The 24,697-nt window shown below is 46.0% G+C and carries 35 protein-coding genes; 1 reads left to right on the forward strand and 34 read right to left on the reverse strand.

What is annotated here, in order from left to right; all coding sequences use genetic code 11:
- Positions 1-9 precede the first annotated feature (9 nt).
- From IRQ95_RS09770 to rnr, 29 genes are all read right to left on the reverse strand, one after another.
- Positions 10-1,002: a DNA-directed RNA polymerase subunit alpha gene (locus IRQ95_RS09770; RefSeq protein ID WP_075651020.1), complete on the reverse strand. Its 993-nt coding sequence runs from the start codon at positions 1,000-1,002 to the stop codon at positions 10-12.
- A gap of 24 nt (positions 1,003-1,026) precedes the next feature.
- Complete coding sequence (gene rpsD / locus IRQ95_RS09775) at positions 1,027-1,647, reverse strand: 30S ribosomal protein S4 (protein WP_021708922.1); 621 nt, start codon at positions 1,645-1,647, stop codon at positions 1,027-1,029.
- Between the two features lie 27 nt (positions 1,648-1,674).
- Positions 1,675-2,064 (reverse strand): 30S ribosomal protein S11, encoded by a 390-nt coding sequence (gene rpsK / locus IRQ95_RS09780; protein WP_001118870.1) that lies wholly within the window; start codon positions 2,062-2,064, stop codon positions 1,675-1,677.
- Between the two features lie 18 nt (positions 2,065-2,082).
- A complete protein-coding gene (rpsM, locus tag IRQ95_RS09785; RefSeq protein ID WP_075651022.1) occupies positions 2,083-2,439 on the reverse strand; it encodes a 30S ribosomal protein S13 in 357 nt (118 codons plus the stop codon).
- A 148-nt stretch (positions 2,440-2,587) separates the two neighbouring features.
- Positions 2,588-2,701 (reverse strand): 50S ribosomal protein L36, encoded by a 114-nt coding sequence (gene rpmJ / locus IRQ95_RS09790; RefSeq protein ID WP_000868186.1) that lies wholly within the window; start codon positions 2,699-2,701, stop codon positions 2,588-2,590.
- Positions 2,702-2,740: 39 nt separating this feature from the next.
- Positions 2,741-4,075: a preprotein translocase subunit SecY gene (gene secY / locus IRQ95_RS09795; RefSeq protein WP_075651024.1), complete on the reverse strand. Its 1,335-nt coding sequence runs from the start codon at positions 4,073-4,075 to the stop codon at positions 2,741-2,743.
- Between the two features lie 20 nt (positions 4,076-4,095).
- Positions 4,096-4,530, reverse strand: a complete 435-nt coding sequence (rplO, locus tag IRQ95_RS09800) for a 50S ribosomal protein L15 (RefSeq protein WP_194436771.1) — start codon at positions 4,528-4,530, stop codon at positions 4,096-4,098.
- A gap of 5 nt (positions 4,531-4,535) precedes the next feature.
- Positions 4,536-4,712: a 50S ribosomal protein L30 gene (gene rpmD / locus IRQ95_RS09805; protein WP_000201159.1), complete on the reverse strand. Its 177-nt coding sequence runs from the start codon at positions 4,710-4,712 to the stop codon at positions 4,536-4,538.
- Between the two features lie 7 nt (positions 4,713-4,719).
- Positions 4,720-5,223 (reverse strand): 30S ribosomal protein S5, encoded by a 504-nt coding sequence (gene rpsE, locus IRQ95_RS09810; protein ID WP_075651028.1) that lies wholly within the window; start codon positions 5,221-5,223, stop codon positions 4,720-4,722.
- Between the two features lie 14 nt (positions 5,224-5,237).
- A complete protein-coding gene (gene rplR / locus IRQ95_RS09815; RefSeq protein WP_075651030.1) occupies positions 5,238-5,591 on the reverse strand; it encodes a 50S ribosomal protein L18 in 354 nt (117 codons plus the stop codon).
- A 9-nt stretch (positions 5,592-5,600) separates the two neighbouring features.
- On the reverse strand, positions 5,601-6,134 hold the full coding sequence (rplF, locus tag IRQ95_RS09820) for a 50S ribosomal protein L6 (RefSeq protein ID WP_194436772.1): 534 nt from the start codon (positions 6,132-6,134) through the stop codon (positions 5,601-5,603).
- Positions 6,135-6,144: 10 nt separating this feature from the next.
- Positions 6,145-6,537 carry a 30S ribosomal protein S8 gene (rpsH, locus tag IRQ95_RS09825; RefSeq protein ID WP_075651034.1) on the reverse strand — a complete coding sequence of 131 codons (393 nt, stop codon included), beginning with the start codon at positions 6,535-6,537 and terminating at the stop codon, positions 6,145-6,147.
- Positions 6,538-6,566: 29 nt separating this feature from the next.
- Positions 6,567-6,872: a 30S ribosomal protein S14 gene (gene rpsN / locus IRQ95_RS09830; protein WP_182108730.1), complete on the reverse strand. Its 306-nt coding sequence runs from the start codon at positions 6,870-6,872 to the stop codon at positions 6,567-6,569.
- Positions 6,873-6,889: 17 nt separating this feature from the next.
- Positions 6,890-7,429 carry a 50S ribosomal protein L5 gene (gene rplE, locus IRQ95_RS09835; protein WP_075711288.1) on the reverse strand — a complete coding sequence of 180 codons (540 nt, stop codon included), beginning with the start codon at positions 7,427-7,429 and terminating at the stop codon, positions 6,890-6,892.
- 24 nt (positions 7,430-7,453) lie between these two features.
- Positions 7,454-7,771, reverse strand: a complete 318-nt coding sequence (rplX, locus tag IRQ95_RS09840; RefSeq protein ID WP_075711286.1) for a 50S ribosomal protein L24 — start codon at positions 7,769-7,771, stop codon at positions 7,454-7,456.
- Positions 7,772-7,784: 13 nt separating this feature from the next.
- The gene (gene rplN, locus IRQ95_RS09845; RefSeq protein WP_004745883.1) at positions 7,785-8,156 is read right to left on the reverse strand and encodes a 50S ribosomal protein L14; all 372 of its coding nucleotides are present in this window, start codon (positions 8,154-8,156) and stop codon (positions 7,785-7,787) included.
- 164 nt (positions 8,157-8,320) lie between these two features.
- On the reverse strand, positions 8,321-8,575 hold the full coding sequence (gene rpsQ / locus IRQ95_RS09850; protein WP_075651042.1) for a 30S ribosomal protein S17: 255 nt from the start codon (positions 8,573-8,575) through the stop codon (positions 8,321-8,323).
- Positions 8,575-8,766, reverse strand: coding sequence for a 50S ribosomal protein L29 (rpmC, locus tag IRQ95_RS09855; protein WP_004410456.1), 192 nt, complete (start codon positions 8,764-8,766; stop codon positions 8,575-8,577). Before rpmC ends, rpsQ begins: the two co-directional genes overlap by 1 nt.
- Entirely contained in the window at positions 8,766-9,176 is a 411-nt protein-coding gene (gene rplP, locus IRQ95_RS09860) for a 50S ribosomal protein L16 (RefSeq protein ID WP_005379577.1), read from the reverse strand. The genes rpmC and rplP overlap by 1 nt, the downstream gene beginning before the upstream one ends.
- 11 nt (positions 9,177-9,187) lie before the next feature.
- The gene (gene rpsC, locus IRQ95_RS09865; RefSeq protein ID WP_075651044.1) at positions 9,188-9,886 is read right to left on the reverse strand and encodes a 30S ribosomal protein S3; all 699 of its coding nucleotides are present in this window, start codon (positions 9,884-9,886) and stop codon (positions 9,188-9,190) included.
- A gap of 19 nt (positions 9,887-9,905) precedes the next feature.
- Positions 9,906-10,238 (reverse strand): 50S ribosomal protein L22, encoded by a 333-nt coding sequence (gene rplV, locus IRQ95_RS09870; RefSeq protein WP_075651046.1) that lies wholly within the window; start codon positions 10,236-10,238, stop codon positions 9,906-9,908.
- A gap of 10 nt (positions 10,239-10,248) precedes the next feature.
- Positions 10,249-10,527, reverse strand: coding sequence for a 30S ribosomal protein S19 (rpsS, locus tag IRQ95_RS09875; RefSeq protein WP_011078827.1), 279 nt, complete (start codon positions 10,525-10,527; stop codon positions 10,249-10,251).
- Positions 10,528-10,547: 20 nt separating this feature from the next.
- A complete protein-coding gene (gene rplB / locus IRQ95_RS09880) occupies positions 10,548-11,372 on the reverse strand; it encodes a 50S ribosomal protein L2 (protein ID WP_194436773.1) in 825 nt (274 codons plus the stop codon).
- Positions 11,373-11,388: 16 nt separating this feature from the next.
- Positions 11,389-11,691, reverse strand: a complete 303-nt coding sequence (rplW, locus tag IRQ95_RS09885; RefSeq protein WP_005597130.1) for a 50S ribosomal protein L23 — start codon at positions 11,689-11,691, stop codon at positions 11,389-11,391.
- Positions 11,688-12,290 carry a 50S ribosomal protein L4 gene (rplD, locus tag IRQ95_RS09890; RefSeq protein ID WP_194436774.1) on the reverse strand — a complete coding sequence of 201 codons (603 nt, stop codon included), beginning with the start codon at positions 12,288-12,290 and terminating at the stop codon, positions 11,688-11,690. The genes rplW and rplD overlap by 4 nt, the downstream gene beginning before the upstream one ends.
- A 17-nt stretch (positions 12,291-12,307) precedes the next feature.
- Entirely contained in the window at positions 12,308-12,937 is a 630-nt protein-coding gene (gene rplC, locus IRQ95_RS09895) for a 50S ribosomal protein L3 (protein WP_075651052.1), read from the reverse strand.
- 14 nt (positions 12,938-12,951) lie between these two features.
- Positions 12,952-13,263 carry a 30S ribosomal protein S10 gene (rpsJ, locus tag IRQ95_RS09900; protein ID WP_001181007.1) on the reverse strand — a complete coding sequence of 104 codons (312 nt, stop codon included), beginning with the start codon at positions 13,261-13,263 and terminating at the stop codon, positions 12,952-12,954.
- Positions 13,264-13,869: 606 nt separating this feature from the next.
- The gene (rlmB, locus tag IRQ95_RS09905; protein ID WP_194436775.1) at positions 13,870-14,607 is read right to left on the reverse strand and encodes a 23S rRNA (guanosine(2251)-2'-O)-methyltransferase RlmB; all 738 of its coding nucleotides are present in this window, start codon (positions 14,605-14,607) and stop codon (positions 13,870-13,872) included.
- Positions 14,608-14,619: 12 nt separating this feature from the next.
- Positions 14,620-17,103 carry a ribonuclease R gene (gene rnr / locus IRQ95_RS09910; RefSeq protein ID WP_194436776.1) on the reverse strand — a complete coding sequence of 828 codons (2,484 nt, stop codon included), beginning with the start codon at positions 17,101-17,103 and terminating at the stop codon, positions 14,620-14,622.
- 252 nt (positions 17,104-17,355) lie between these two features.
- Between rnr and IRQ95_RS09915 the strand changes: the two genes are divergently transcribed.
- Positions 17,356-18,765 carry an amidohydrolase family protein gene (locus tag IRQ95_RS09915; protein ID WP_194436835.1) on the forward strand — a complete coding sequence of 470 codons (1,410 nt, stop codon included), beginning with the start codon at positions 17,356-17,358 and terminating at the stop codon, positions 18,763-18,765.
- Positions 18,766-18,848: 83 nt separating this feature from the next.
- Here IRQ95_RS09915 and motX read toward each other — a convergent pair whose 3' ends face one another.
- The 5 genes from motX to IRQ95_RS09940 form a co-directional block, all read right to left on the reverse strand.
- Positions 18,849-19,484: a flagellar protein MotX gene (gene motX / locus IRQ95_RS09920; protein ID WP_194436777.1), complete on the reverse strand. Its 636-nt coding sequence runs from the start codon at positions 19,482-19,484 to the stop codon at positions 18,849-18,851.
- Between the two features lie 293 nt (positions 19,485-19,777).
- A complete protein-coding gene (locus IRQ95_RS09925; protein ID WP_194436778.1) occupies positions 19,778-21,097 on the reverse strand; it encodes an adenylosuccinate synthase in 1,320 nt (439 codons plus the stop codon).
- 163 nt (positions 21,098-21,260) lie between these two features.
- A complete protein-coding gene (locus tag IRQ95_RS09930; protein WP_194436779.1) occupies positions 21,261-22,235 on the reverse strand; it encodes an isoaspartyl peptidase/L-asparaginase family protein in 975 nt (324 codons plus the stop codon).
- 89 nt (positions 22,236-22,324) lie between these two features.
- Positions 22,325-23,215 (reverse strand): SIS domain-containing protein, encoded by an 891-nt coding sequence (locus IRQ95_RS09935; protein WP_228481365.1) that lies wholly within the window; start codon positions 23,213-23,215, stop codon positions 22,325-22,327.
- A gap of 40 nt (positions 23,216-23,255) precedes the next feature.
- On the reverse strand, positions 23,256-24,689 hold the full coding sequence (locus IRQ95_RS09940) for a glycoside hydrolase family 32 protein (RefSeq protein ID WP_194436780.1): 1,434 nt from the start codon (positions 24,687-24,689) through the stop codon (positions 23,256-23,258).
- Positions 24,690-24,697: the final 8 nt, after the last annotated feature.

Here is a 24,697-nt window from a genome sequence, read left to right on the forward strand (position 1 = left end):
TAGTATCGATTAATCTTCAGCGATAGACGCTGGTGGCCAGTTTTCTAGGCGCATGCCCAGAGAAAGACCACGTGATGCAAGTACGTCTTTAATCTCAGTAAGAGATTTTTTACCAAGGTTTGGCGTTTTAAGTAGCTCAACCTCAGTACGCTGTACAAGATCACCGATGTAGTGAATCGCTTCTGCTTTCAGACAGTTAGCAGAGCGAACTGTTAGTTCAAGATCGTCTACAGGACGCAGTAGGATCGGATCGAATTCTGGCTTCTCTTCCTTCTCCTCAGGTACACGTACATCACGTAGATCTACGAACGCATCTAGTTGCTCAGCTAGGATAGTAGCTGCGCGACGGATTGCTTCCTCAGGATCAAGAGTACCGTTCGTTTCCATATCGATTACAAGCTTGTCTAGGTCTGTACGTTGCTCTACACGAGCCGCGTCAACAGAGTAAGCAATCTTGTCTACTGGACTGTATGTTGCATCAACCAGTAGGCGACCAATTGGACGCTCATCTTCTTCAGTATGGATACGAGCAGAAGCAGGAACATAACCGCGACCACGTTCAACTTTAATACGCATAGCGATTTCAGCGTTGTCATCCGTTAGGTGACAAATAACGTGTTCTGGGTTAACGATCTCTACATCACCATCATGGGTGATGTCACCTGCAACCACAGGGCCCGAGCCTGATTTGTTAAGCGTAATAAACACTTCATCTTTGCCTTCAGCAACGCGTACAGCAAGACCTTTAAGGTTAAGTAGGATTTCAAGAATATCTTCTTGAACGCCTTCTTTCGTGCTGTATTCGTGTAGAACGCCTTCAATCTCTACTTCTGTTACAGCACAACCTGGCATAGAAGATAGTAGAATACGGCGAAGTGCATTACCCAGAGTATGGCCGAAACCACGCTCTAACGGCTCAAGAGTTACTTTTGCGTGTGTCGTGCTGATTTGTTCGATGTCAACAAGACGTGGCTTAAGAAATTCTGTTACAGAACCCTGCATTGTGTCCTCTCTTTAGTTTAAACCTTACTTAGAGTAAAGCTCGACGATCAATTGTTCGTTGATGTCAGCTGATAGATCAGAACGCTCAGGCATACGCTTGAATGTACCTTCCATCTTACCGCCATCTACTTCAATCCAAGTTGGTTTTTCGCGTTGTTCAGCAACTTCTAGAGCCGCTTTAATGCGAGATTGCTGTTTAGCTTTCTCACGAATAGATACAACGTCGTTAGCCGCTACTTTGAAAGAAGGAACGTTTACAACTTTACCGTTAACTAGGATAGCTTTGTGGCTTACTAGCTGACGAGATTCAGCGCGAGTTGCACCAAAGCCCATACGGTAAACTACGTTATCAAGACGACCTTCAAGAAGTTGAAGCAGGTTTTCACCTGTGTTGCCTTTAAGGCGTGCAGCTTCTTTGTAGTAGTTACGGAATTGTTTTTCTAGAACGCCGTACATACGACGAACTTTTTGCTTCTCACGAAGCTGAACGCCATACTCAGATAGACGACCGCGACGAGCGCCGTGTACACCTGGTGCGTTATCAATTTTACACTTGGTATCGATCGCACGAACACCAGACTTAAGGAATAAGTCAGTGCCTTCACGACGGCTAAGCTTCAGCTTAGGACCCAAATATCTTGCCATGATTCTTCTCCAATAGTCCTAGAAACGTTATACGCGACGTTTCTTAGGTGGACGACAACCGTTATGAGGGATTGGTGTAGCATCAACGATGTTTGTGATGCGGAAACCAGCTGCGTTCAGTGCGCGAACAGTAGATTCACGACCTGGACCAGGACCCTTAACCATAACTTCCAAGTTCTTAAGACCGTACTCTTTAGCCATTTCAGCACAACGCTCAGCAGCAACCTGTGCAGCGAACGGAGTAGACTTACGAGAACCACGGAAACCTGAACCACCTGCAGTAGCCCAAGCTAGAGCGTTGCCTTGACGGTCAGTAATGGTAACGATTGTGTTGTTGAAAGAAGCATGGATGTGCGCAACACCGTCTGCAACTTGTTTGCGAACGCGTTTACGCGCGCGAGTTGGTTGTTTAGCCATTGTACTCTACCTTCCCGATTATTTCTTGATCGGCTTACGCGGACCCTTACGGGTGCGAGCGTTGGTTTTAGTACGCTGTCCACGTAGTGGTAGACTGCGACGATGACGAAGACCACGGTAACAGCCAAGGTCCATAAGACGCTTGATGTTCATAGATACTTCACGACGTAGATCACCTTCTACAGTGTATTTAGCTACACCATCACGCAGTTGATCGATCTGTTCATCAGATAGTTCACTGATCTTAACATCTTCAGCAATACCCACTTCAGCTAGGATAGCTTTAGAGCGAGTCTTACCGATGCCGTAAATCGCAGTTAGTGCGATTACAGCGTGTTTTTGATCAGGAATGTTAATGCCTGCTATACGGGCCATTATTCACTCCATAGTGTTTCATAAAAGAATTAGCCGCAACAAAGCCCGTTTCGGATACGTTGCGGAGTACTACTTCTTTTGCACGCAAAAGGTAGGCCGAGGAATATACTCGACACTACCTTACATTTCAAGTAAAAATTTCTGCTGATTAGCCTTGGCGCTGTTTGTGCTTTGGCTCACTGCAAATCACGCGAACGACACCGTTACGCTTGATAACTTTACAGTTACGGCAGATTTTTTTAACGGAAGCACGAACTTTCATTGCTAAACTCCGTAAATGAAATCTGACACTACCGCCGAATTAACGGCCATAGCCTTTCAGATTCGCTTTCTTCAACACAGAATCATACTGTTGAGACATCAGATGAGTCTGTACCTGTGCCATAAAGTCCATGATAACAACTACTACGATAAGTAGTGATGTACCGCCGAAGTAGAAACGAACGTTCCACGCGACCATCATGAACTCTGGGATCAGACAGATAAAGGTAATGTACATCGCGCCCGCTAGGGTTAAGCGTGTCATCACTTTATCAATGTACTTGGCTGTCTGCTCGCCTGGGCGGATGCCGGGTACGAATGCACCAGACTTCTTCAAGTTATCTGCTGTTTCACGCGGGTTGAAAACCAACGCCGTGTAGAAGAAGCAGAAGAAGATAATCGCTGCTGCATAAAGCATTACATACAGAGGTTGACCTGGGCTAAGAGCCAAAGACACGTCAGTTAACCAACCGAACGCGCTGCTCTCACCATTCTGACCAAACCACTGAGCCAGTGTTCCTGGGAACAGGATAATGCTCGATGCGAAGATTGCTGGAATAACACCTGCCATATTAATTTTAAGTGGCAAGTGAGTGCTTTGCGCAGCAAATACTTTACGACCTTGTTGACGCTTCGCGTAGTTAACAACGATACGACGTTGACCACGCTCCATGAAAACAACAAAGTAAATTACCGCAAAAGCTAGTACACCAATCAACAGCAGAAGAAGTACATGCAGTTCACCTTGACGCGCCTGCTCGATTGTTTGACCGATTGCCGAAGGCAATCCAGCAACAATACCTGCAAAAATCAGTAATGAAATACCATTACCAATTCCACGCTCTGTAATTTGTTCACCTAACCACATTAAGAACATGGTACCGGTTACTAAACTTACGGTAGCAATTAGCGTAAACATGGTTTGGTTGATAACAACCAAATTATCGACCATGTTTGGTAGGCCAGTTGCAATACCAATAGCTTGGAATGTTGCAAGTACGAGCGTGCCATAGCGTGTATATTGGCTAATCTTACGACGGCCAGCTTCACCCTCTTTCTTGAGTTCAGCTAACGCTGGATGAACTACAGTTAGCAGTTGGACAACAATCGAAGCCGAAATATACGGCATGATGCCCAACGCTAATATAGATGCACGCTCAAGAGCACCACCGGAGAACATGTTAAACATTTCAACGATGGTACCTTTTTGCTGTTCGAACAAATCGGCAAGTACAGCTGCGTCAATACCAGGGATTGGCACGAAAGAACCTGCACGGAATACTAAAAGTGCACCTAATACAAACAATAGGCGCGATTTTAACTCCGCCAATCCATTCTTCGCACTACTAAAATCTTGTCCTGGTTTTTTAGCCATCTGTACCTTTCCTTCGAAGATTATTCTTCTACTTTACCGCCTGCAGCTTCGATAGCAGCTTTAGCGCCTTTAGTCACACGTAGACCTTTTACAGTCACTGACTTGCTGATTTCACCAGAAAGAACAACTTTAACAAACTCGATGTTCTTAGTGATTACGTTAGCAGCTTTCAGGCTGTTTAGATCTACTACGTCACCTTCGATTTTCGCTAGCTCAGCTAGACGAACTTCAGCAGTCACTAGGCTCTTACGAGAAGTGAAACCGAACTTAGGTAGACGTTGTTTTAGAGGCATCTGACCGCCTTCAAAACCTGGACGAACTTTACCGCCAGAGCGTGACTTTTGACCTTTATGGCCACGGCCACCAGTTTTACCTAGGCCAGAACCAATACCGCGACCAAGACGCTTAGGAGCGTGCTTAGAGCCAGCAGCTGGTGCAAGAGTATTCAAACGCATTCTGATTACTCCTCAACTTTAACCATGTAGTAAACCTTGTTGATCATGCCGCGCACGCACGGAGTATCTTCAAGTTCTACTGTGTGGTTGATTTTACGAAGGCCTAGACCGCGCAAAGTAGCTTTGTGCTTTGGCAGGCGACCAATTGAGCTTTTAGTTTGAGTTACTTTAATAGTTGCCATGGTGTTCTTACTCCGAAATAGATTCAACAGTTAGACCACGTTTAGCAGCAACCATTTCTGGTGACTTAACGCTAGCTAGAGCATCGATCGTAGCACGAACGATGTTGATAGGGTTCGTAGAACCGTATGCTTTAGATAGTACGTTATGTACGCCAGCAACTTCTAGTACTGCACGCATCGCACCACCTGCGATAACACCAGTACCTTCTGCAGCAGGCTGCATGTAAACTTTAGAGCCCGAGTGGCGACCTTTCACTGGGTGGTGAAGAGTGCCTTCGTTTAGCGCAACAGTAATCATGTTACGACGCGCTTTTTCCATTGCTTTTTGGATCGCTGCAGGTACTTCACGAGCTTTGCCGTAACCGAAACCTACACGACCGTTACCGTCACCAACTACAGTTAGTGCAGTAAAGCTCATGATTCGACCACCTTTAACCGTCTTAGAAACACGGTTAACTGCGATTAGCTTTTCTTGCAAATCATTCGCTTGAACTTGTTGTTCTTTAGCCATCTTCCAACCCTACCTTAGAATTTCAGACCAGCTTCGCGAGCAGATTCTGCTAGCGCCGCTACTCGACCGTGGTATTGGAAACCAGAACGATCGAATGCAACTGCAGATACGCCTTTTTCAAGAGCGCGCTCAGCAACAGCTTTACCTACTGCTTTAGCTGCATCGATGTTACCAGTGTATTTCACTTGCTCACGGATCGCTTTTTCTACAGTAGATGCTGCAGCGATAACTTCAGAGCCGTTAGCCGCAATCACCTGTGCGTACACGTGACGAGGAGTACGGTGTACTACTAGGCGAGTTGCACCCAGTTCTGCAATCTTACGACGTGCACGTGTAGCACGACGGATGCGAGATGCTTTCTTATCCATAGTGTTACCTTACTTCTTCTTAGCTTCTTTAGTACGCACATTTTCATCTGCGTAACGAACACCTTTACCTTTGTAAGGCTCAGGTTGACGGTAAGAACGAATGTCAGCCGCAACTTGACCAACTACTTGCTTGTCGCAACCAGTTAGAATGATTTCAGTTTGGCTTGGACACTCAGCTGTTACGCCCGCTGGCAACTCGTGCTCAACAGGGTGTGAGAAGCCTAGTGTTAGACCTACAGCGTTGCCTTTGATAGCAGCACGGTAACCAACACCTTTAAGAACTAGCTTCTTCGTAAAGCCTTCAGTCACACCGATAACCATGTTGTTAACTAGAGCGCGAGCAGTACCTGCTTGAGCCCATGCGTTTACAACACCGTCTTTAGGACCGAATGTAAGGTTGTTTTCTTCCTGAGCGATCACTACTGCGTCGTTAAGTACACGAGATAGCTCGCCCTTAGCGCCTTTGATAGTGATTTCTTGGCCGTTTAGTTTCACCTCTACGCCAGCTGGAATAGCGACAGGTGCTTTAGCAACACGAGACATAGTCTACTCCTTACGCAACGTAACAGATGATTTCACCACCAAGACCTGCTTTACGAGCAGCGCGGTCTGACATAAGACCCTTGGAAGTTGAAACGATAGCAACACCTAGGCCACCCATTACAGAAGGAAGTTGATCTTTCTTCTTGTAAACACGTAGACCTGGACGAGAAACACGCTTAAGTTGCTCGATTACTGGTTTAGCTTGGAAGTACTTAAGAGTAACTTCTAGCTCAGGTTTTGCTTCGCCTTCAACAGCGAAGTCAACGATGTAACCTTCAGCTTTCAGTAGTGCAGCAATTGCAACTTTAAGCTTTGAAGAAGGCATTTTAACAGCAACTTTATTTGCTGCCTGACCGTTACGAACGCGGGTCAGCATATCCGAAATCGGATCTTGCATGCTCATATGATTTACTCCAAATGATTAAGTGGCAATTACCAGCTAGCCTTACGAAGTCCAGGAATCTCGCCTTTCATGCAAGCTTCGCGAACTTTGATACGGCTTAGACCGAACTTACGTAGGTAACCGTGTGGACGACCAGTTTGGTTGCAACGGTTGCGCTGACGTGATGCACTTGAATCACGTGGAAGAGCTTGCAGTTTAAGAACTGCGTTCCAACGATCTTCTTCAGATGCGTTTACATCGCTAATGATAGCTTTAAGCGCTGCGCGCTTTTCAGCGAACTTAGCTACTAGCTTCGCACGTTTTACTTCACGTGCTTTCATTGAATTTTTAGCCATAACAGTAACCCTTCACCTTACTTACGGAATGGGAAGTTAAAGGCAGCCAGCAGAGCACGGCCTTCCTCATCGGAACCAGCAGACGTCGTGATAGTGATATCAAGACCGCGGACACGATCAACTTTATCAAAGTCGATTTCCGGGAAGATGATTTGCTCGCGAACGCCCATGCTGTAGTTACCGCGTCCATCAAAAGACTTAGCGCTAACACCACGGAAGTCACGTACACGTGGAAGAGCGATGTTAATCAAACGCTCAAGAAAATCCCACATACGTTCGCCACGCAAGGTTACTTTACAACCGATTGGGTAGCCTTCACGGATTTTGAAACCTGCAACAGATTTACGAGCTTTAGTGATAAGTGGCTTTTGACCTGAGATCGTTGCCATATCAGCAGCTGCGTTTTCTAGCAGTTTCTTATCGTTGATTGCTTCACCCACACCCATGTTTAGGGTGATCTTCTCGATTCTAGGGACTTGCATGACGCTTGTGTAGCTGAACTCTTTGGTCAGTTCAGCGACTACAGACGACTTGTAGTAATCATGCAGTTTCGCCATAGTAGAACTCCAAATTACTTTCTATTAGTTAGAAACAGTTTCGCCGTTAGACTTGAAGAAACGAACTTTCTTACCGTCTTCGATACGGAAACCGATGCGGTCTGCTTTACCAGTAGCTGCGTTGAAGATTGCAACGTTAGATACATCAATAGCTGCTTCTTGCTCTACGATACCGCCTTGGATACCTAGTGCAGGAACAGGTTTTTGGTGTTTCTTAACTAGATTGATACCTTCTACGATAACTTTACCAGTTGCCAGAACCTTAGTTACTTTACCTTTCTTGCCTTGGTCTTTACCAGCAAGAACGATTACTTCGTCATTACGACGGATTTTAGCTGCCATCTCTTAGCGCTCCTTACAGAACTTCTGGAGCCAGTGAAACGATCTTCATGAACTTATCGCCACGAAGCTCACGTGTCACAGGGCCAAAGATACGTGTACCGATTGGTTGCTCTGTATTGTCGTTCAACAATACGCAAGCATTACGGTCGAAGCGAATGACAGAACCGTCTGGACGACGAACGCCTTTACGGGTGCGCACAACTACCGCCTTCAGAACGTCACCTTTTTTAACTTTACCGCGAGGAATTGCTTCCTTCACAGTAACTTTGATAACGTCACCGATATGTGCATAACGGCGGTGTGAGCCACCCAGGACCTTAATACACATTACCTTGCGCGCGCCTGAGTTATCAGCTGCGTCAAGTGTACTTTGCATTTGGATCATTGTTAGTGCTCCGCTAAATATTAATAACTAGACCCATCACGGGTCGGGCTGCCTCTTTAAAAGGGACGCGAATTGTACCACCCTTTTTTGTGATTGGGTAGTCAAAAAATAAACGGCCCCAAAATAATTTTGGAGCCGTTTAGTTTCATAGAATTAGCTTAAGATTAACCTTTAGCTTTTTCTAGAACTTTTACCAAAGTCCAAGACTTAGTCTTAGACAGTGGACGGCACTCTGCGATTTCAACAGTGTCGCCTAGGCCACACTCGTTGTTCTCGTCATGTGCGTGTACTTTAGTCGTACGTTTAACGAACTTACCGTAAATCGGGTGTTTTACGAAACGTTCGATAGCAACTACGATAGACTTGTCCATCTTGTCGCTAACTACACGACCTTGTTGAGTACGTTTTACTTCGCTCATTATGCGCCTGCCTTCTCAGTCAAAACAGTTTTCACACGTGCGATATCACGGCGTACAGCTTTCAGAGTATGAGTTTGCTGTAGTTGACCAGTTGCAGCTTGCATGCGCAAGTTGAACTGTTCACGTAGCAAATTCAATAGCTCAGCGTTAAGCTCTTCAACGCTCTTTTCGCGTAGATCTTGTGCTTTCATCACATCACCTGCTTAGTTACAAATGTCGTCTTGAATGGCAGTTTACGAGCCGCTAGGCGGAACGCTTCACGTGCCAATTCTTCAGGTACACCACCCATTTCGTACATAACCTTACCAGGTTGGATTTGGGCTACCCAGTACTCAACGTTACCTTTACCCTTACCTTGACGAACTTCAAGTGGTTTTTCTGTGATAGGTTTGTCTGGGAACACACGGATCCAGATTTTACCTTGACGCTTAACGTGACGTGTCATTGCACGACGTGCCGCTTCGATTTGACGAGCAGTTAGACGGCCACGGCCAACAGCTTTAAGACCGAATTCGCCGAAGCTTACATCAGTACCTTTAGCTAGACCACGGTTACGACCTGTCTGAACCTTACGGAACTTAGTACGTTTAGGTTGTAGCATCTGTCGACTCCTTACTTACGGCCTTTGCGCTGCTTCTTAGGCTTGTCAGCCTTAGGCTCTACAGCGTTAGCTGCTGGCATACCGCCTAGGATCTCACCTTTGAAGATCCAAGTCTTAATGCCGATCACACCGTATTGAGTGTGAGCCGAAGAAGTTGCGTAATCAATGTCAGCACGTAGAGTGTGTAGAGGCACACGACCTTCACGGTACCACTCAGAACGTGCAATTTCAGCGCCGCCTAGACGACCGCTTACTTCCACTTTGATGCCTTTAGCGCCTAGACGCATAGCGTTTTGTACCGCGCGCTTCATAGCACGACGGAACATAACACGACGCTCTAGCTGAGACGCGATGCTATCACCAACAAGTTGAGCGTCTAGCTCAGGTTTACGTACTTCAGCGATATTAATTTGCGCTGGTACACCTGCGATTTTCGCTACAGCTGCACGTAGTTTCTCTACGTCTTCACCTTTCTTACCGATTACTACGCCTGGACGAGCAGTGTGAATAGTCACACGGATGCTCTTAGCAGGACGCTCGATAACGATACGTGATAGTGATGCTTTTGCTAGTTCCTTAGTTAGGAACTGACGTACCTTGAAGTCGCCGTCTAGGTTGTCAGCGAAATCTTTGGTATTAGCAAACCATGTAGCATTCCAAGGCTTAACGATGCCAAGACGAATACCATTTGGATGTACTTTTTGACCCATTGCTTACTCTCCTAGTCTCTTAGCGATCTGCTACAACAACAGTGATGTGGCTTGAACGCTTCAAGATACGATCCGCACGACCTTTAGCACGAGGCATAATACGCTTCATGATCGGGCCTTCATCTACGAAGATTTTAGCGACATTTAGATCGTCGATATCTGCACCTTCGTTGTGCTCCGCATTCGCGATAGCTGATTCAAGAACTTTCTTGATTAGTTCAGCAGCTTTTTTGTTGCTGAAAGTCAAGATTTCTAGTGCTTGGTCAACGTTTTTACCACGAATTTGATCTGCAACTAAGCGAGCTTTCTGAGGCGAAATGCGAGCAAAGTTATGTTTAGCAATAGCTTCCATCATTTACTCCTTAACGCTTCTTAGCTTTCTTATCCGCAGCGTGACCGCGGTAAGTACGAGTTGGTGCGAATTCACCCAGTTTGTGACCGATCATTTCTTCAGTTACAAATACTGGTACGTGCTGACGACCATTATGGACAGCGATGGTCAAACCGATCATCGTAGGGATGATCATTGAGCGACGGGACCAAGTCTTAAGTGGCTTTTTGTCTCCGCTTTCCACCGCTTTCTCTACCTTCTTCAGCAAGTGTAGGTCAATAAAAGGACCTTTCTTGAGAGAACGTGGCATGGCGATTCCTCTTTAATAGATTACTTGTTACGACGACGTACGATGTACTTGTCAGTGCGTTTGTTCTTACGAGTCTTAAAGCCTTTAGTTGGCATACCCCATGGTGATACTGGGTGACGACCGCCTGATGTACGACCTTCACCACCACCGTGTGGGTGATCAACCGGGTTCATTACCACACCGCGAACGGTTGGACGAACACCACGCCAGCGCTTAGCACCAGCTTTGCCTAATTCACGTAGCATGTGCTCAGAGTTGCCTACTTCACCGATTGTTGCACGGCCTTCAGACAATACTTTGCGCATTTCGCCAGAGCGTAGACGGATAGTTACATATGAACCGTCGCGAGCAACGATTTGAGCATATGCACCAGCCGAACGAGCTAGCTGACCACCTTTACCAGGTTTAAGTTCAACGTTGTGTACAGTTGAACCTACTGGGATGTTACGCATTGGAAGCGTGTTACCAGCTTTGATTGGTGCATCAACACCAGACTGGATAGCATCACCAGCTTTTAGACCTTTAGGTGCTAGGATGTAACGACGCTCACCGTCCTTGTAAAGAACTAGAGCGATGTTAGCGCTACGGTTTGGATCGTATTCTAGACGCTCAACTTTCGCTGGGATACCGTCTTTAGTACGTTTAAAGTCAATCAGACGGTAGTGCTGCTTGTGACCACCACCGATGTGACGTACTGTAATACGACCGTTGTTGTTACGACCGCCATTCTTAGAGTTTTTCTCTAGAAGTGGTGCGTAAGGCTTACCCTTGTGTAGGTCAGCGTTAACAACTTTAACAACGTGACGACGACCAGGGGAAGTCGGCTTACATTTAACAATAGCCATTTCTCAACTACTCCTGTTATTCCGCGCCGCCAACAAAGTCAAGATCTTGACCTTCGTTCAAAGTAACGTACGCTTTCTTAACGTCGCTGCGGCGACCTTGGCGTAGACCTTGACGTTTGGTCTTACCCTTAGTGATAAGAGTATTTACAGACTTAACTTCAACTTCAAATAGCTTTTCTACAGCTGCTTTGATCTCTTTCTTAGTTGCATCTTTAGCTACTTTGAAAACGATTGTGTTCGCCTTCTCTGCAGCCATAGTTGCTTTTTCAGAGATGTGCGGAGCACGTAGAACTTTTAGGATACGTTCTTCAGTGATCATGCTAGCATCTCCTCAACTTGCTTAACTGCATCAGCAGTCATTAGAACCTTGTTGAATGCAATTAGAGAAACTGGGTCAATACCAGCTGCATCACGTGCATCAACTTTGTATAGGTTACGAGCTGCTAAGAATAGATTTTCATCTACTTCGCCAGTTACGATTAGTACATCGTTAAGCTCAAGTTCTTTAAGCTTAGCAACTAGCTCTTTAGTTTTTGGCGCTTCTACAGAGAAGTTATCAACAACGATTAGACGCTCTTGACGAACTAGCTCAGAAAGAATGCTCTTCATAGCACCGCGGTACATTTTCTTGTTAACTTTTTGGCTGTGATCTTGTGGTTTCGCAGCAAAAGTAACACCACCTGTACGCCAGATTGGGCTACGGATTGTACCAGCACGTGCACGGCCAGTACCTTTTTGACGCCATGGCTTAGCGCCACCGCCAGAAACTTCTGAACGTGTTTTTTGAGCGCGTGTACCTTGACGAGCACCTGCTGCAAACGCAACAACTACTTGGTGTACAAGAGCTTCGTTAAACTCACGTCCGAAAGTAGTTTCAGAAACAGTCAGTGCATCAGCACCTTTAACCATAAGTTCCATTACTTACTCCTGAGACGTTATGCTTTAATAGCTGGTTTAACGATCACGTTGCCGCCAGTTGCGCCTGGGACTGCACCTTTAATAAGAAGCAGATTGCGCTCAGCGTCAACACGTACGATCTCTAGGTTTTGAGTCGTTACACGCTCAGCACCCATGTGACCTGCCATTTTCTTGCCTTTAAACACGCGACCTGGAGTTTGACATTGGCCAATTGAACCCGGTGCACGGTGAGACAATGAGTTACCGTGAGTCATATCTTGAGTACGGAAGTTCCAACGCTTAACAGCGCCTTGGAAACCCTTACCTTTAGATGTACCAGTAACGTCTACTTTTTTAGTTTCGTTGAATAGTTCAACTGTTAGCTCAGCGCCAACTTCGAACGATTCACCGTTTTCCAAACGGAATTCCCAAAGACCGCGACCAGCTTCTACACCTGCTTTAGCAAAGTGACCAGCTTCTGGTTTAGTAACGCGGTTAGCTTTCTTAGTTCCAGCAGTAACTTGGATTGCTGCGTAGCCGTCAGTCTCAAGAGATTTAACTTGAGTTACACGGTTCGCTTCAACCTCAACAACAGTTACAGGGATAGAAACGCCTTCTTCAGTAAATACGCGGGTCATACCCACTTTACGACCGATTAGACCAATCATTATTCTAATCTCCCTTAACCTAGGCTAATTTGTACGTCAACGCCCGCAGCAAGGTCTAGACGCATCAGAGCATCAACAGTTTTGTCTGTTGGCTCAACGATGTCGATTAGACGTTTGTGAGTACGGATTTCGTACTGATCACGAGCATCTTTGTTAACGTGTGGAGAGATAAGAACTGTGAAACGCTCTTTACGAGTAGGTAGTGGGATTGGACCACGAACCTGTGCGCCAGTGCGCTTAGCCGTTTCAACGATTTCCGCTGTAGAAGCATCGATTAGTTTGTAATCGAAAGCTTTTAGGCGGATACGGATACGTTGGTTCTGCATGAGACAGAGCTCCAATTATTAAAAATTACACAAACAATATCGCCACTCAAACTCGTCAAGACGAGAGAATGCCGATTGATTTATGTGAAACCGTAGCATCCAAGATTAGGACGCATTGTCAGTTAATTTTCGATTAACCATCCCTACATGCCAGAGTCACCTCTGGGGATAGTTTTTCCGAAGAAAAGACAGCTAATTGTATTAACCGCGAACATAAGCTGAGTCTACATTACCTGACTTAAAGTCAGCTCCTCGCTGCTCATTGGTTCACAACTGGCTTAACCAGTGCGCTGCATTATACAGATCACAATTTTATGTGCAAGAGTTGGTTGGAAAATAATCTTGAAAAAGCGGACGCCGTGCCTGGCGTGGCTTTAAAACGTGGGAACGTGAAGCTTTTCGCTTCATTACGGAATGGGGAGCGCGAAGCTTATGCTCCGCTACGGAACGCTGCGCTCGCAAACACACGCCCCCAAACACAACATCGAATAAAAAAGGATGTGAAGCTACATATGCAGCGTTCACACCCCTTCTCGGTAGCTAATCTCCATCTAGATTAGCGTTCCGTCATCCGTAAGCAGCGCTCTTTAAGCGTTGCGCTCACTTTTACAAACTACGCTGACGTACTGCTTCAAACAAACAGATGCCCGATGCTACTGATACGTTTAAGCTTGAAACCGTACCTGCCATTGGAATCTTGATTAGGTCATCACAGGTTTCTCGCGTTAAGCGACGCATGCCGTCACCTTCTGCACCCATTACGATTGCCAGTTTACCGGTCAGTTTTGCTTGGTAAATGTCGTGCGTCGCTTCACCTGCCGTACCAACAAACCAAACGCCCTGTTCTTGCAGTGCTCGCATCGTACGCGCAAGGTTAGTTACGCGGATTAGCGGTACAATCTCAGCAGCGCCACAAGCTACTTTACTTACTGTTGCCGTTAACGGCGCTGAACGGTCCTTAGGCACGATAACCGCAGCCACACCCGCAGCGTCCGCATTACGTAAACATGCACCCAAGTTATGTGGGTCAGTTACACCATCAAGCACTAATAGTAGTGGTGATTCATGCTGAGCAAGAATGTCATCTAAGTCATTCTCGTTCAGCTGCTTAGCAGGTTTAACTCGTGCAATGATACCTTGGTGGTTAGCACCTTGCGCTTTATCATCCAACGTTTTACGTACTGCCTGTTGAATCGATACGCCACAACGTTGCAGTTCATTTAAGATTGGCAGTAGACGGTCGTCTTGACGACCTTTTAGTACGAACGCTTCAATAAAACGCTCAGGTTCACGCTCTAGTACTGCTTTAACTGCGTGGATACCGTAAAGAAATTCATTACTCATTGTCTAAACCTGTTATTCGCTCTTTGCTCGCGTAGTTTTCTTTGGCTTACTGTGCGGCTTTTTCTTACGCGCCTTTTTTACTTTCGGCTTTTTCGTCTCGCCACTTGTTTCATTGCGACCTTTACGCTCCTTGCGCTCTTTTGGTTCAGGACGCTTCGTCGGCTCGATATCTGGTGTCGCTTTACGTTCAGAGCGGCCACCTGTTGCAGCACGTTTTTTCGCTTTCGCTTTCTGCTGTGCTTCTGCCGCACGCTTCTTCGCCGTCTTTCCTTTGCCGCGTAGCTTACGACTTGTTTCGACTAATTCAAAGTCAATTTGCTTATCGTTCAAGTTGACCGATAGCACTTTCACTTTTACTGCATCACCAAGACGGTAGATCGCGCCAAAGCTTTCGCCGATAAGTCTTTGACCGATTGGGTCAAATTGGTAGTAGTCGTTTGCTAACGATGAAATATGAACCAAGCCATCAATGTGCAGTTCAGTCAAGCGAACAAAGAAACCGAAGCTAGTTACATTAGCAATCACACCGTCTAGCTCTTCACCCACGTGGTCTTGCATGTACTCACACTTGAGCCAATCAGCGACTTCACGAGTTGCATCATCTGCGCGACGTTCAGTCATCGAACATTGCTCGCCGTAGAAATCCATATCGTCAAATGAGTAATGGAAGCCACCGGTTGGTGTCCAACGATCTTGGTTACGACCTTCTTCTTTGGCAATCAGGTATTTAATTGCACGATGCAACAGCAAATCAGGATAACGACGAATTGGTGACGTAAAGTGTGCGTAGCGTTTTAGTGCCAAACCAAAGTGACCGCAGTTATCTGCACTATACACAGCCTGCTTCATTGAGCGAAGCAGCATGGTTTGGATCAACTCTTTATCTTGGCGCTCAGCAATTTGCTTCACTAGTTCTGCGTAGTCAGTTGGCGATGGTTCGAGGCCACCACCTAGGTTTAGACCTAGCTCACCGAGGAAGTCACGGAAGCCTTGTAAACGTAACTCACCTGGAGTTTCGTGAATACGGAACAATGCCGGCTCTTTGGCTTTCTCCACATAAGAAGCAGAGGCAATGTTAGCCAAAATCATACACTCTTCGATGATCTTATGCGCATCATTGCGAATCACTGGCTCAATGCGGTCAATCTTACGATCAGCATTGAAAATGAACTTGGCTTCAACCGTTTCAAATTCAATCGCACCACGCATATCACGTGCATCTTTCAGTACCTTGTACATCTTATGCAATTCTTCAAGATGCGGTACGAGTGGTTGATAACGCTCACGCAACTCTTCGTTGCCATCGAGTACTTCACCCACTTTGGTGTAAGTCAAACGCGCGTGAGAGTTCATTACCGCTTCATAATGCTTGTAGCTTGAAAGCTTACCGCTGGCGGAGATAGTCATCTCACATACCATGCATAAGCGATCAACTTGCGGGTTAAGCGAACATAAACCGTTGGATAGTACTTCAGGCAGCATCGGTACAACTTGCGATGGGAAGTAAACCGAGTTACCACGGTTGATCGCTTCTTTATCTAGCGCCGTTTCTGGGCGTACATAATAACTAACATCAGCAATCGCTACCCATAAGCGCCAACCGCCGCCTTTTTTCGCTTCACAGTAAACCGCATCATCAAAGTCACGTGCGTCTTCACCATCAATCGTTACTAATGGTAGTTGACGCAGATCGACACGGCCGACTTTGGCTTCTTCCGGCACTTCTTCACCGAGGTTAGCGATTTGCTTATCAACCGCTTCTGGCCACTCATGAGGAATTTGGTGTGTGCGAATGGCAATTTGTGTCTCCATACCTGGCGCCATATTCTCGCCCAATACTTCAACGACTTTACCCATCATGCCACGCGAGCGTGAACCACGATCAGTGATCTCGATAACCACTACGTTACCCATACGGGCACCGGCTTTTTGGTCGTTCGGGATTAAAATATCTTGGCTGATACGTGAATCATCAGGTACCACGTATGAATAACCGTACTCTAAGAAAAAACGCCCCACGATTTGCGTGTTACGCTCTTCCAATACGCGAACTAAGCGCCCTTCCTTGCGGCCGCGTTTTGAGTTTTGTGTTGGTTGCACCAACACGAAGTCACCATGAATAATGTTCTTCATTTGATGATGCGGCAGCACGATATCATCGTCTTTTTTTACGCTACCTTCAGGTCTTACCCAGCCGTGACCGTCTTTGTGACCAATCACGTAGCCTTTCACCATCTCAAGTTTTTCAGGTAGCGCATAGCATTGACGACGCGTGAAGACTAACTGTCCATCACGTTCCATCGCACGCAGTCGGCGACGTAAGCCTTCATATTGCTCTTCGCCTTCAAGTTGTAGAGCTTCGAACAAATCATTGCGGTTAAGTGGGACGCCAGCCTGCTGTAGAAATTCAAGAATGAACTCACGGCTTGGAATCGGATTTTCATAATTTTCTGATTCACGATCTGCGAAAGGATCGTTTTGGATTTGGTCTGACATAAGCAAGCCCAATTAGCAAGGAAGGTATGTGGCTATTATATCCGAGTAACGCCACAAGCTACAGCTAAGCTGTTACAAAAAGGAAAAATAGCCATGAAATTTTGATAACTTAGCAAACCAATGTACATGCGATGACCACTACCGATCAAGATCACACTTCGCTGCAATTTACAAAGCAAACGTTTGCAAATAAAACGGCTTATTGCCATATTCAGCGCCAATTTCCTATCCCCTCCCTTTATAGGTTTAGTGATAACTATGAAACGCACTTTATTAGCAACAGCGATTGCCAGCTTAGGTCTATTCTCAGCAGTCTCAACTGCTGCAGAGAACGTTGATCTTATGATCACCGACGCTATGGTTCTAACCATGAACCAAGACAAAACTGTTTATGAAAACGGTACTGTTGTAGTGAAAGACAACAAAATCATCGCCGTTGGTGATGAGTCTTTAGAGAAGCAATACAAAGCAGATAAAGTGTTAGACGTGGATGGCGATATCGTTATGCCAGGTCTTATCAACACTCACACTCACGTTTCAATGACCGTATTCCGCTCACTAGCGGACGACGTGCCAGATCGCCTACACCGTTACATCTTCCCATTAGAAGCGAAGCTTGTATCACGTGATATGGTGCGCATCGGTGCAAACCTAGGTAACGTTGAAATGCTAAAAGGTGGTGTGACGACTTACGCTGACATGTACTACTTTGAAGACGAAGTAGCGAAAACCGTTGATAAGATTGGTATGCGTGCAATCCTTGGTGAAACCATCATCAAATTCCCGGTAGCATCAGCGAAGAACGCAGAAGCGGGTATCGATTACACGCTTAAATTCATTGAAGAATACAAAGATCACCCACGCATCACACCAGCATTTGCACCTCATGGTCCATACACGAACACCACAGAGATCCTGCAAAAAGTGGCGAAACTTTCGCTAGAGAAAGACGTACCAGTCATGATGCACCTAGCAGAATCAGACCGTGAGCAACAAGTGATCGCTGAACGTTCAAATGGTTTATCACCAGTGCAATACATGGAAAGTATTGGCGCACTAAACAAAAACCTAGTTGGCGCACACATGATCCTTGTGGATGATAAAGACATCGAGCTAGTGAAGAAATCTGATATGGGTGTGGCACATAACATGAGTGCGAACATCAAATCAGCAAAAGGTGTATCACCAGCATTGCAAATGTACGATGAAAACGTACGTATCGGTCTAGGTACTGATGGTCCTATGTCTGGCAACACACTGAGCACGATTGATGAATTCAACCAAGTGGCAAAAGTGCACAAGCTAGTAAACAAAGACCGCGCAGCAATGCCACCAATCAAAGTGATCGATATGGCAACCATGGGTGCAGCAAAAGCACTACACATGGAAGACAAGATCGGCTCACTTGAAGCAGGCAAACTGGCTGACATCATTGTTATCGATACTAAAGCACCAAACATGGTGCCGGTTTACAACCCATACTCGGCACTAGTGTACTCAGCGAACTCTGCTAACGTTCGCCACTCTATCGTTGATGGTCAGCTAATCATGCAAGATCGTGAAATCCTAACCGTAGACGAAGATCAAATCCGTAAGGAAGCACTAGAGTTTACCGAAGTGGTACGTGAAACCGTTATCGCATCAGGTGAAGTAGTTCAATAACACCTCTTCATCCTTGAATACGAAAATGCCCAGCAATTGCTGGGCATTTTTCTAAATGCAGTTTTTGAAACTTTAGCGCAGACTTACCAGAAGGTATCGCGGCGTTTCGCGCGAGCGATAATGTTATCTGGCATACGTAGCTCAAGGCCTTGCCTTAAGCGAGAAATTCGTTTGTGTTGACGTTGATCAGCCGTTACTGAATTATACAGCCAGCGGTAAGCATCTTCATAATCGAGCGGGCTGCCATAATCACGTAGCAGCAATTCTGCTAAGTGAATACGCGCATTCAAATTACCCATAGCCGCCGCCTCACGCAAGTAAGGGATCGCTCGCTCTTTATCCTGCTGTACTAATGTACCACGTGAGTAGTAACGACCAAGTTGCTCAAGAGCAGTCGGCAAACCTTGATGGGCCGCGTTTTCCATGTAGTAGAGACCCAGTTCAACATCTTGCTCAACACACACGCCCCAAGCCAACATATCACCATACAAAAATTCGTAGGATGGTAGGCTAATACGGGTCGCGCGCGCGACAATGTCTTCTACCAGCTGGCAGTTGTCGGCTTTGACTCGTTCTAAATGTTTATTCTGTTCGATCAGTTTAATTAGTTCAGCTTCGGAATATATCGGCACTGGCGCCCCCACATCCGCTACGTTAGCGTAACTAAAGGTCGCACACAGTGACATCATCAACGAAGCTGCTACTGTTCGTAGCTTCATACCTGCACTATACCTGCACTATTGTTGAGTTCGATGCCTACCCTACCCAAATAATAGGCAGAATTAGTCTCGATAACTTTATCGGCAACGTTCAAAAACTCTTTAGACAAAAATTGCCCTCAGTTGGCAATAGTTTGCCACAAGCCGTTGAAAAATTCAGCAAGCCTTGCCGTCTCTCACCTAAGCACACCAAAAGACAAAAAGTACAGGTGTAAAAAAGCCGACTTTAAAGTCGGCTTTTATCAAACTGTGTAACTCACTCGCTGCATTCAGCGACAAAGTTCTGTTTCGAATTAGTTAGCTTCGAATGGGTGAACTTTGATGATAGTTTCGTTACGGTCTGGACCAGTTGAGATGATGTCTACTGGCACACCAGTTAGTTCTTCGATACGTTTGATGTAATCAAGAGCAGCTTGTGGAAGCGCGTCTAGTGATTTAGCACCAACAGTATTCTCAGACCAACCAGGCATAGTTTCGTAGATTGGCGTTACTTTTTCGTACTCATCAGCAGCCATTGGCGAAACTTCTAGTACAGAGCCATCGTCCATCTTGTAACCAGTACAGATTTTTAGCTCTTCAAGACCATCTAGTACGTCTAGTTTAGTTAGACAGAAACCAGTTACTGAGTTGATTTGGATTGCACGACGCATAGCAACAGCATCGAACCAACCAGTACGACGTAGACGACCAGTTGTTGCGCCAAACTCGTGACCAACAGTACCTAGGTGCTTACCTACTGGATCTTGCTTGTCTAGACCATCGTAAAGCTCAGTTGGGAATGGACCTGCACCAACGCGAGTACAGTAAGCTTTCGCGATACCAAGGATGTAACCTAGGTGACGTGGACCAAAACCAGAACCAGCAGCAACACCACCAGCAGTCGTGTTAGAAGAAGTTACGTATGGGTAAGTACCGTGGTCGATATCTAGAAGTGTACCTTGAGCACCTTCGAACATGATCTTGTCGCCGCGCTTACGTGCTGCGTCTAGTTCATCAGTTACGTCCATAACCATAGAAGTTAGTAGCTCAGCGTAGCCTTTAGCTTGCTCAAGTACTTCTTCGTAGCTTACTGCGTCTGCTTTGTAGTAGTTCACTAGAGCGAAGTTATGGTATTCCATTACTTCTTTTAGCTTCCCAGCAAATGCTTCCATATCGAATAGGTCGCCAACGCGTAGACCGCGACGAGCAACTTTATCTTCGTATGCAGGACCGATACCACGACCAGTAGTACCAATTGCTTTTTTACCACGTGCGATTTCACGCGCTTGGTCTAGCGCTACGTGGTAAGGAAGAATTAGAGGACATGCTTCAGAAATGAAAAGACGCTCACGTACTGGGATACCGCGCTCTTCTAGAGGCTTCATTTCTTTAATTAGAGCTTCAGGTGATAGAACAACACCGTTACCGATAACACATTTTACGTTATCGCGAAGGATACCTGATGGAATTAGGTGAAGAACTGTTTTCTCACCATCAATTACAAGTGTGTGACCTGCGTTGTGACCGCCTTGGTAGCGCACCACGTATTTTGCATCTTCAGTTAAAAGGTCTACAATTTTACCTTTACCTTCGTCACCCCATTGGGTGCCTAGAACGACTACGTTATTTCCCATCTTTCCAAGTCTGATTGCTAGTTAAAAAAGGATTCTAGCACCGAATCACACTTCTTGCAGTCATTTTTTAATCATAGCGACTTAATCGAGTTATCGTCGAATATCACGTAATAAAAGGCTAAGCAGTGTCAGCCACTTAGCTCACTAGTGGTTAAACTGCCTATTATTCAGCATAAATTTTCACTTGGAACAAACCGTTAGCGTCGATACTAGCGCGATACATACCGGTTGAGTTCATGGCAAAATGTACCTTCCCTAAGGCATCGACACCAATCACCCCACCTTCACCACCAATTTGCTTAAGTTCGCCATGAGTCACGTTTTCACATGCGACGGAAACATCTTCTTGCAAGTAACGCATGCGCGCCGCGATATCCGCAGTCACAGCCTTACGCAAGAAACACTCGCCAACACCAGTAGCAGAAAGCGCCACATTACCGTTCTCGGCAAATGTCCCTGCTCCGATAATCGGTGAGTCGCCGACGCGGCCATAACGTTTATTGGTAATCCCGCCAGTACTGGTGGCTGCCGCTAGGTTGCCCAATTGGTCTAACGCCACTGCGCCTACCGTGCCGTGTTTCTCATCATCTGGATAGCTGACTTGTGAGTAATCCGCTTCCGAAAGCGCGACTCCGCCTTGCTCTTTGATCGCCATTAATTGGTCATAACGACGGTCAGTAAAGAAGTAATCTTGCTCAGTAAAGTCATAACCGCGGCTAAAAGCGAACTCTTCTGCGCCCTCACCAAACAAAAGCACATGCTGGCTATGCAGCATCACGTCATAAGCGAGGGCAATCGGGTTTTTAATATGACGCACACAAGCAACCGCACCAGCCTCACTGTTGCGCCCATCCATAATGCTGGCATCCATTTCCACCATTTCTTTGTAGGTCAGTACCGATCCTTTACCTGCATTAAAATGAGGGGAGTCTTCTAGCACTTTAACTGCGGCAACGACCGCATCCACTGCCAAACCACCTTGAGTTAAAATAGCGTGCCCTGCTTTAACCGCATTAGCCAAATCTTGCTCGATTGCCGCTTGTAATTCGGCACTCATATGCTCAGGTAAAATCGTGCCCGCACCACCGTGAATGGCAATCGCATATGGAAAGGAAGATTCAGAATGGGTAATAGACATAGTGGATACTCTTACAAGGGTGCAGTTGGCTTAGTCTACTTGAACTAAATACAAAACGAGAGCCAATTTGGCTCTCGTTACATTTGCGATTAGCGATGCAGTAAAGCAACCGCTTTGGTGGTTTTCTCAAGGTTATCTTCCACCACTTGGGGGATCTTACTCGCGATAGTCGCGTAAAGACTATCAATCATCGCAAGCTTCACTAAACGAGCAATGCCATTTTTGCCCAATAATGGCTCAGGAGAAGCTGGCGCATACAACGGATAGTTCGACAGTTGGGATAACTCGGCGTGATAGTTATTGGTAATCGAAATAACTTTCGCCCCTGATTGCTTCGCTAAACGCACCGCGTCCATTAAATCGACTGTTTGCCCTGAGTGAGACACCACCAAAACGACATCTTTGTCAGTCAACACACTTGCAGACATGAGCATCAAATGTCGATCTTTCGGCACATTCGCTCGAATGCCAAAACGCAATAACTTGTGCTGGAAATCCTCACAAATAATCGTCGAACCACCTACAGCATAAAGCTCAATATTTTGTGCGTTGATAATGGCATCCGCGGCTGCGCTTACCATATTAGCATCAACAAAATTAAGGATCTCTTGCAGAGCATTTATCGAGTTCTGCAAAACCTTCGTCACGATCTGATCACACGAATCATCTGGCAAAAGTTGCTCACTTGGCGCATAAGTTTCTGAATCTTGGTGCGCATTTAGCGCATCTTTCAGCTGTTTAAAACCGCTAAAGCCAAGCTTTTTAGAAACTTTAACCACCAGTGCCGTAGATACACCAAGGCGCTCAGCCACTTCATTAATTGAAACAGACTTATTGAGAAAGTGCGGTTTGAGAAAATTCTCAGCAATTGATTGCTCAGTACGCGTTAGCGATGGCAATCTCATTCGAATATTGGGAATTACTTGGTTAATATCCACCGACAATATCATTCCATGTGAGGCAATCGCTTTATTATACATAGACTCCCTTAGTTCGTCATGAAGAGGCCCTAAAGGCCACTTATAGGTTGTGCGCTAATTGCCAGAAAGTTGCCGAAACTTCTTGTTTGCTGCTGAGCTTAAAGCCTCTATTCGCTTCAACACCAAAACCTTGACCAAAGAAACGTGAGCTAGAAACACCCTCACCTGCGTTGATAAACACCTCTAGACTTGAGTGATCACGCAATAATTGCAGCGATTCAACACGCCCATGCCATTCGATACTCTGCCACTGCTGCGTTTTAAGATTACGACGCACAGTACGTAAACCCATGGCATCCACTTCAATCCGTAAATCATCCGCCACTTCAATGGTCAATTCTTTACCCAGCAAATCATGCAACTGCAGTTCTGCAGACAGTCCGATGAAACACGTTGATAACCCATTGAATGCCTGCTCTGAATGACGCATTTGACTGATTTCTGCCACTGGCGTTTGCCTGATTCTTCCGTTAACTAAATGCAACTCACGTGGACAGGTCATCTGATGGATCCACCCATGCGCGATGGTTGGCTGGTAAGCTTCATACTCGTCAGGCTTGCCCATCCAACCAAACAGAATACGGCGACCATTTTGGTCAGCAAATGTCTGTGGCGCATAGAAATCAAAGCCATGATCCATCAAGACGCCTTCTTGATGCTTAAATTGCGCAGTTTGGTAATCAAAATCCCCGAGATGATAAGTGACATCAAACGTTTCCACTTTCTGACCATCGCGCTCAAGCCAATTTTTCGGGCAAGAGATCAGTACATGGCGATTTGCCAGCGGAAACAGATCTGGGCACTCCAACATAAAATCATCACTTTGATGACCATTAAGTCCATGACCAAAGACTTCACCTAGCCAGTGCCATTGCTGTAAATCATCCGACACATAAGCGAGAACTTTACCCTGATAATTAAGGTCTTCGGCTCCCAATACCATGTAGTAACGTTCTTGGTGTTGCCACACTTTAGGATCGCGTACATGACCGCTGTAACCCTCTGGAAGTGGCAACACAATGCCTTTCTTCTCTACTTGTTTACCTGCTTCATAAGTCGCTCGGCACTGATAAGCGGTGCGACCGCCTTGAGTAAATTTGACATTACCGGTATAGAACAGCTCCAGCTGTTTGCCATTAACCAAGCCCGAACCTGAATAACAGCCGTGTGTCTCATAATCTTGAGTGGGTGCCAGTGCCAACGGCTGATGCTGCCAATGAAGTAAATCTTTGCTGGTCGCATGCCCCCAAGCCTTTGCGCCATGCTTGCAAGCCTTTGGGTTCCATTGATAAAACAGGTGATACTCACCATTGAAATAAGACAATCCGTTCGGATCATTCAGTAAGCCGAACTGAGGAGCAAAGTGCCAAACAGGACGATATGGGTCTTGAACTTGGTTAGCAGCATGGTTTAGCGCATGCGCTAAAACATCATTAAAATAAAGTTGGTCAGCCAGGGTGTGAGTATTTTTCATCGGAACTC

This window comes from Vibrio fluminensis (assembly GCF_015278125.1).
Classification (GTDB): domain Bacteria; phylum Pseudomonadota; class Gammaproteobacteria; order Enterobacterales; family Vibrionaceae; genus Vibrio; species Vibrio fluminensis.

Bases quoted from the DNA above. Each gene is read 5' to 3' on its own strand.
- rplW (WP_005597130.1), bottom strand. From the start codon at position 11,691: ATGATCACTGAAGAACGTATCCTAAAAGTTCTACGTGCTCCGCACATC.
- rpsC (WP_075651044.1), bottom strand. From the start codon at position 9,886: ATGGGTCAAAAAGTACATCCAAATGGTATTCGTCTTGGCATCGTTAAG.
- rpsD (WP_021708922.1), bottom strand. From the start codon at position 1,647: ATGGCAAGATATTTGGGTCCTAAGCTGAAGCTTAGCCGTCGTGAAGGC.
- rpmD (WP_000201159.1), bottom strand. From the start codon at position 4,712: ATGGCAACTATTAAAGTAACTCAAACTAAAAGCTCAATTGGTCGCCTG.
- secY (WP_075651024.1), bottom strand. From the start codon at position 4,075: ATGGCTAAAAAACCAGGACAAGATTTTAGTAGTGCGAAGAATGGATTG.
- IRQ95_RS09940 (WP_194436780.1), bottom strand. From the start codon at position 24,689: ATGAAAAATACTCACACCCTGGCTGACCAACTTTATTTTAATGATGTT.
- IRQ95_RS09935 (WP_228481365.1), bottom strand. From the start codon at position 23,215: ATGTATAATAAAGCGATTGCCTCACATGGAATGATATTGTCGGTGGAT.
- motX (WP_194436777.1), bottom strand. From the start codon at position 19,484: ATGAAGCTACGAACAGTAGCAGCTTCGTTGATGATGTCACTGTGTGCG.
- rpsQ (WP_075651042.1), bottom strand. From the start codon at position 8,575: ATGAGCGAAGTAAAACGTACTCAACAAGGTCGTGTAGTTAGCGACAAG.
- rplX (WP_075711286.1), bottom strand. From the start codon at position 7,771: ATGGCAGCTAAAATCCGTCGTAATGACGAAGTAATCGTTCTTGCTGGT.
- rpmJ (WP_000868186.1), bottom strand. From the start codon at position 2,701: ATGAAAGTTCGTGCTTCCGTTAAAAAAATCTGCCGTAACTGTAAAGTT.
- rplD (WP_194436774.1), bottom strand. From the start codon at position 12,290: ATGGAACTTATGGTTAAAGGTGCTGATGCACTGACTGTTTCTGAAACT.
- rplC (WP_075651052.1), bottom strand. From the start codon at position 12,937: ATGATTGGTCTAATCGGTCGTAAAGTGGGTATGACCCGCGTATTTACT.
- rplN (WP_004745883.1), bottom strand. From the start codon at position 8,156: ATGATCCAAATGCAAAGTACACTTGACGCAGCTGATAACTCAGGCGCG.
- rplR (WP_075651030.1), bottom strand. From the start codon at position 5,591: ATGGATAAGAAAGCATCTCGCATCCGTCGTGCTACACGTGCACGTCGT.
- rlmB (WP_194436775.1), bottom strand. From the start codon at position 14,607: ATGAGTAATGAATTTCTTTACGGTATCCACGCAGTTAAAGCAGTACTA.
- rpsM (WP_075651022.1), bottom strand. From the start codon at position 2,439: ATGGCCCGTATAGCAGGCATTAACATTCCTGATCAAAAACACGCTGTA.
- rnr (WP_194436776.1), bottom strand. From the start codon at position 17,103: ATGTCAGACCAAATCCAAAACGATCCTTTCGCAGATCGTGAATCAGAA.
- rplE (WP_075711288.1), bottom strand. From the start codon at position 7,429: ATGGCGAAACTGCATGATTACTACAAGTCGTCTGTAGTCGCTGAACTG.
- rplP (WP_005379577.1), bottom strand. From the start codon at position 9,176: ATGCTACAACCTAAACGTACTAAGTTCCGTAAGGTTCAGACAGGTCGT.
- rplF (WP_194436772.1), bottom strand. From the start codon at position 6,134: ATGTCTCGTGTTGCTAAAGCACCTGTCGCTATTCCAGCTGGCGTAGAG.
- rpsN (WP_182108730.1), bottom strand. From the start codon at position 6,872: ATGGCTAAAAATTCAATGAAAGCACGTGAAGTAAAACGTGCGAAGCTA.
- IRQ95_RS09770 (WP_075651020.1), bottom strand. From the start codon at position 1,002: ATGCAGGGTTCTGTAACAGAATTTCTTAAGCCACGTCTTGTTGACATC.
- rpsJ (WP_001181007.1), bottom strand. From the start codon at position 13,263: ATGCAGAACCAACGTATCCGTATCCGCCTAAAAGCTTTCGATTACAAA.
- rpsK (WP_001118870.1), bottom strand. From the start codon at position 2,064: ATGGCTAAACAACCAACTCGCGCGCGTAAACGCGTTCGCAAACAAGTT.
- rpsH (WP_075651034.1), bottom strand. From the start codon at position 6,537: ATGAGCATGCAAGATCCGATTTCGGATATGCTGACCCGCGTTCGTAAC.
- rpsE (WP_075651028.1), bottom strand. From the start codon at position 5,223: ATGGCTAAAGAACAACAAGTTCAAGCGAATGATTTGCAAGAAAAGCTA.
- rplB (WP_194436773.1), bottom strand. From the start codon at position 11,372: ATGGCTATTGTTAAATGTAAGCCGACTTCCCCTGGTCGTCGTCACGTT.
- rplO (WP_194436771.1), bottom strand. From the start codon at position 4,530: ATGCGTTTGAATACTCTTGCACCAGCTGCTGGCTCTAAGCACGCTCCT.
- rplV (WP_075651046.1), bottom strand. From the start codon at position 10,238: ATGGAAGCTATTGCTAAACATAACTTTGCTCGCATTTCGCCTCAGAAA.
- IRQ95_RS09930 (WP_194436779.1), bottom strand. From the start codon at position 22,235: ATGTCTATTACCCATTCTGAATCTTCCTTTCCATATGCGATTGCCATT.
- rpsS (WP_011078827.1), bottom strand. From the start codon at position 10,527: ATGCCACGTTCTCTCAAGAAAGGTCCTTTTATTGACCTACACTTGCTG.
- rpmC (WP_004410456.1), bottom strand. From the start codon at position 8,766: ATGAAAGCACAAGATCTACGCGAAAAGAGCGTTGAAGAGCTTAACGCT.
- IRQ95_RS09925 (WP_194436778.1), bottom strand. From the start codon at position 21,097: ATGGGAAATAACGTAGTCGTTCTAGGCACCCAATGGGGTGACGAAGGT.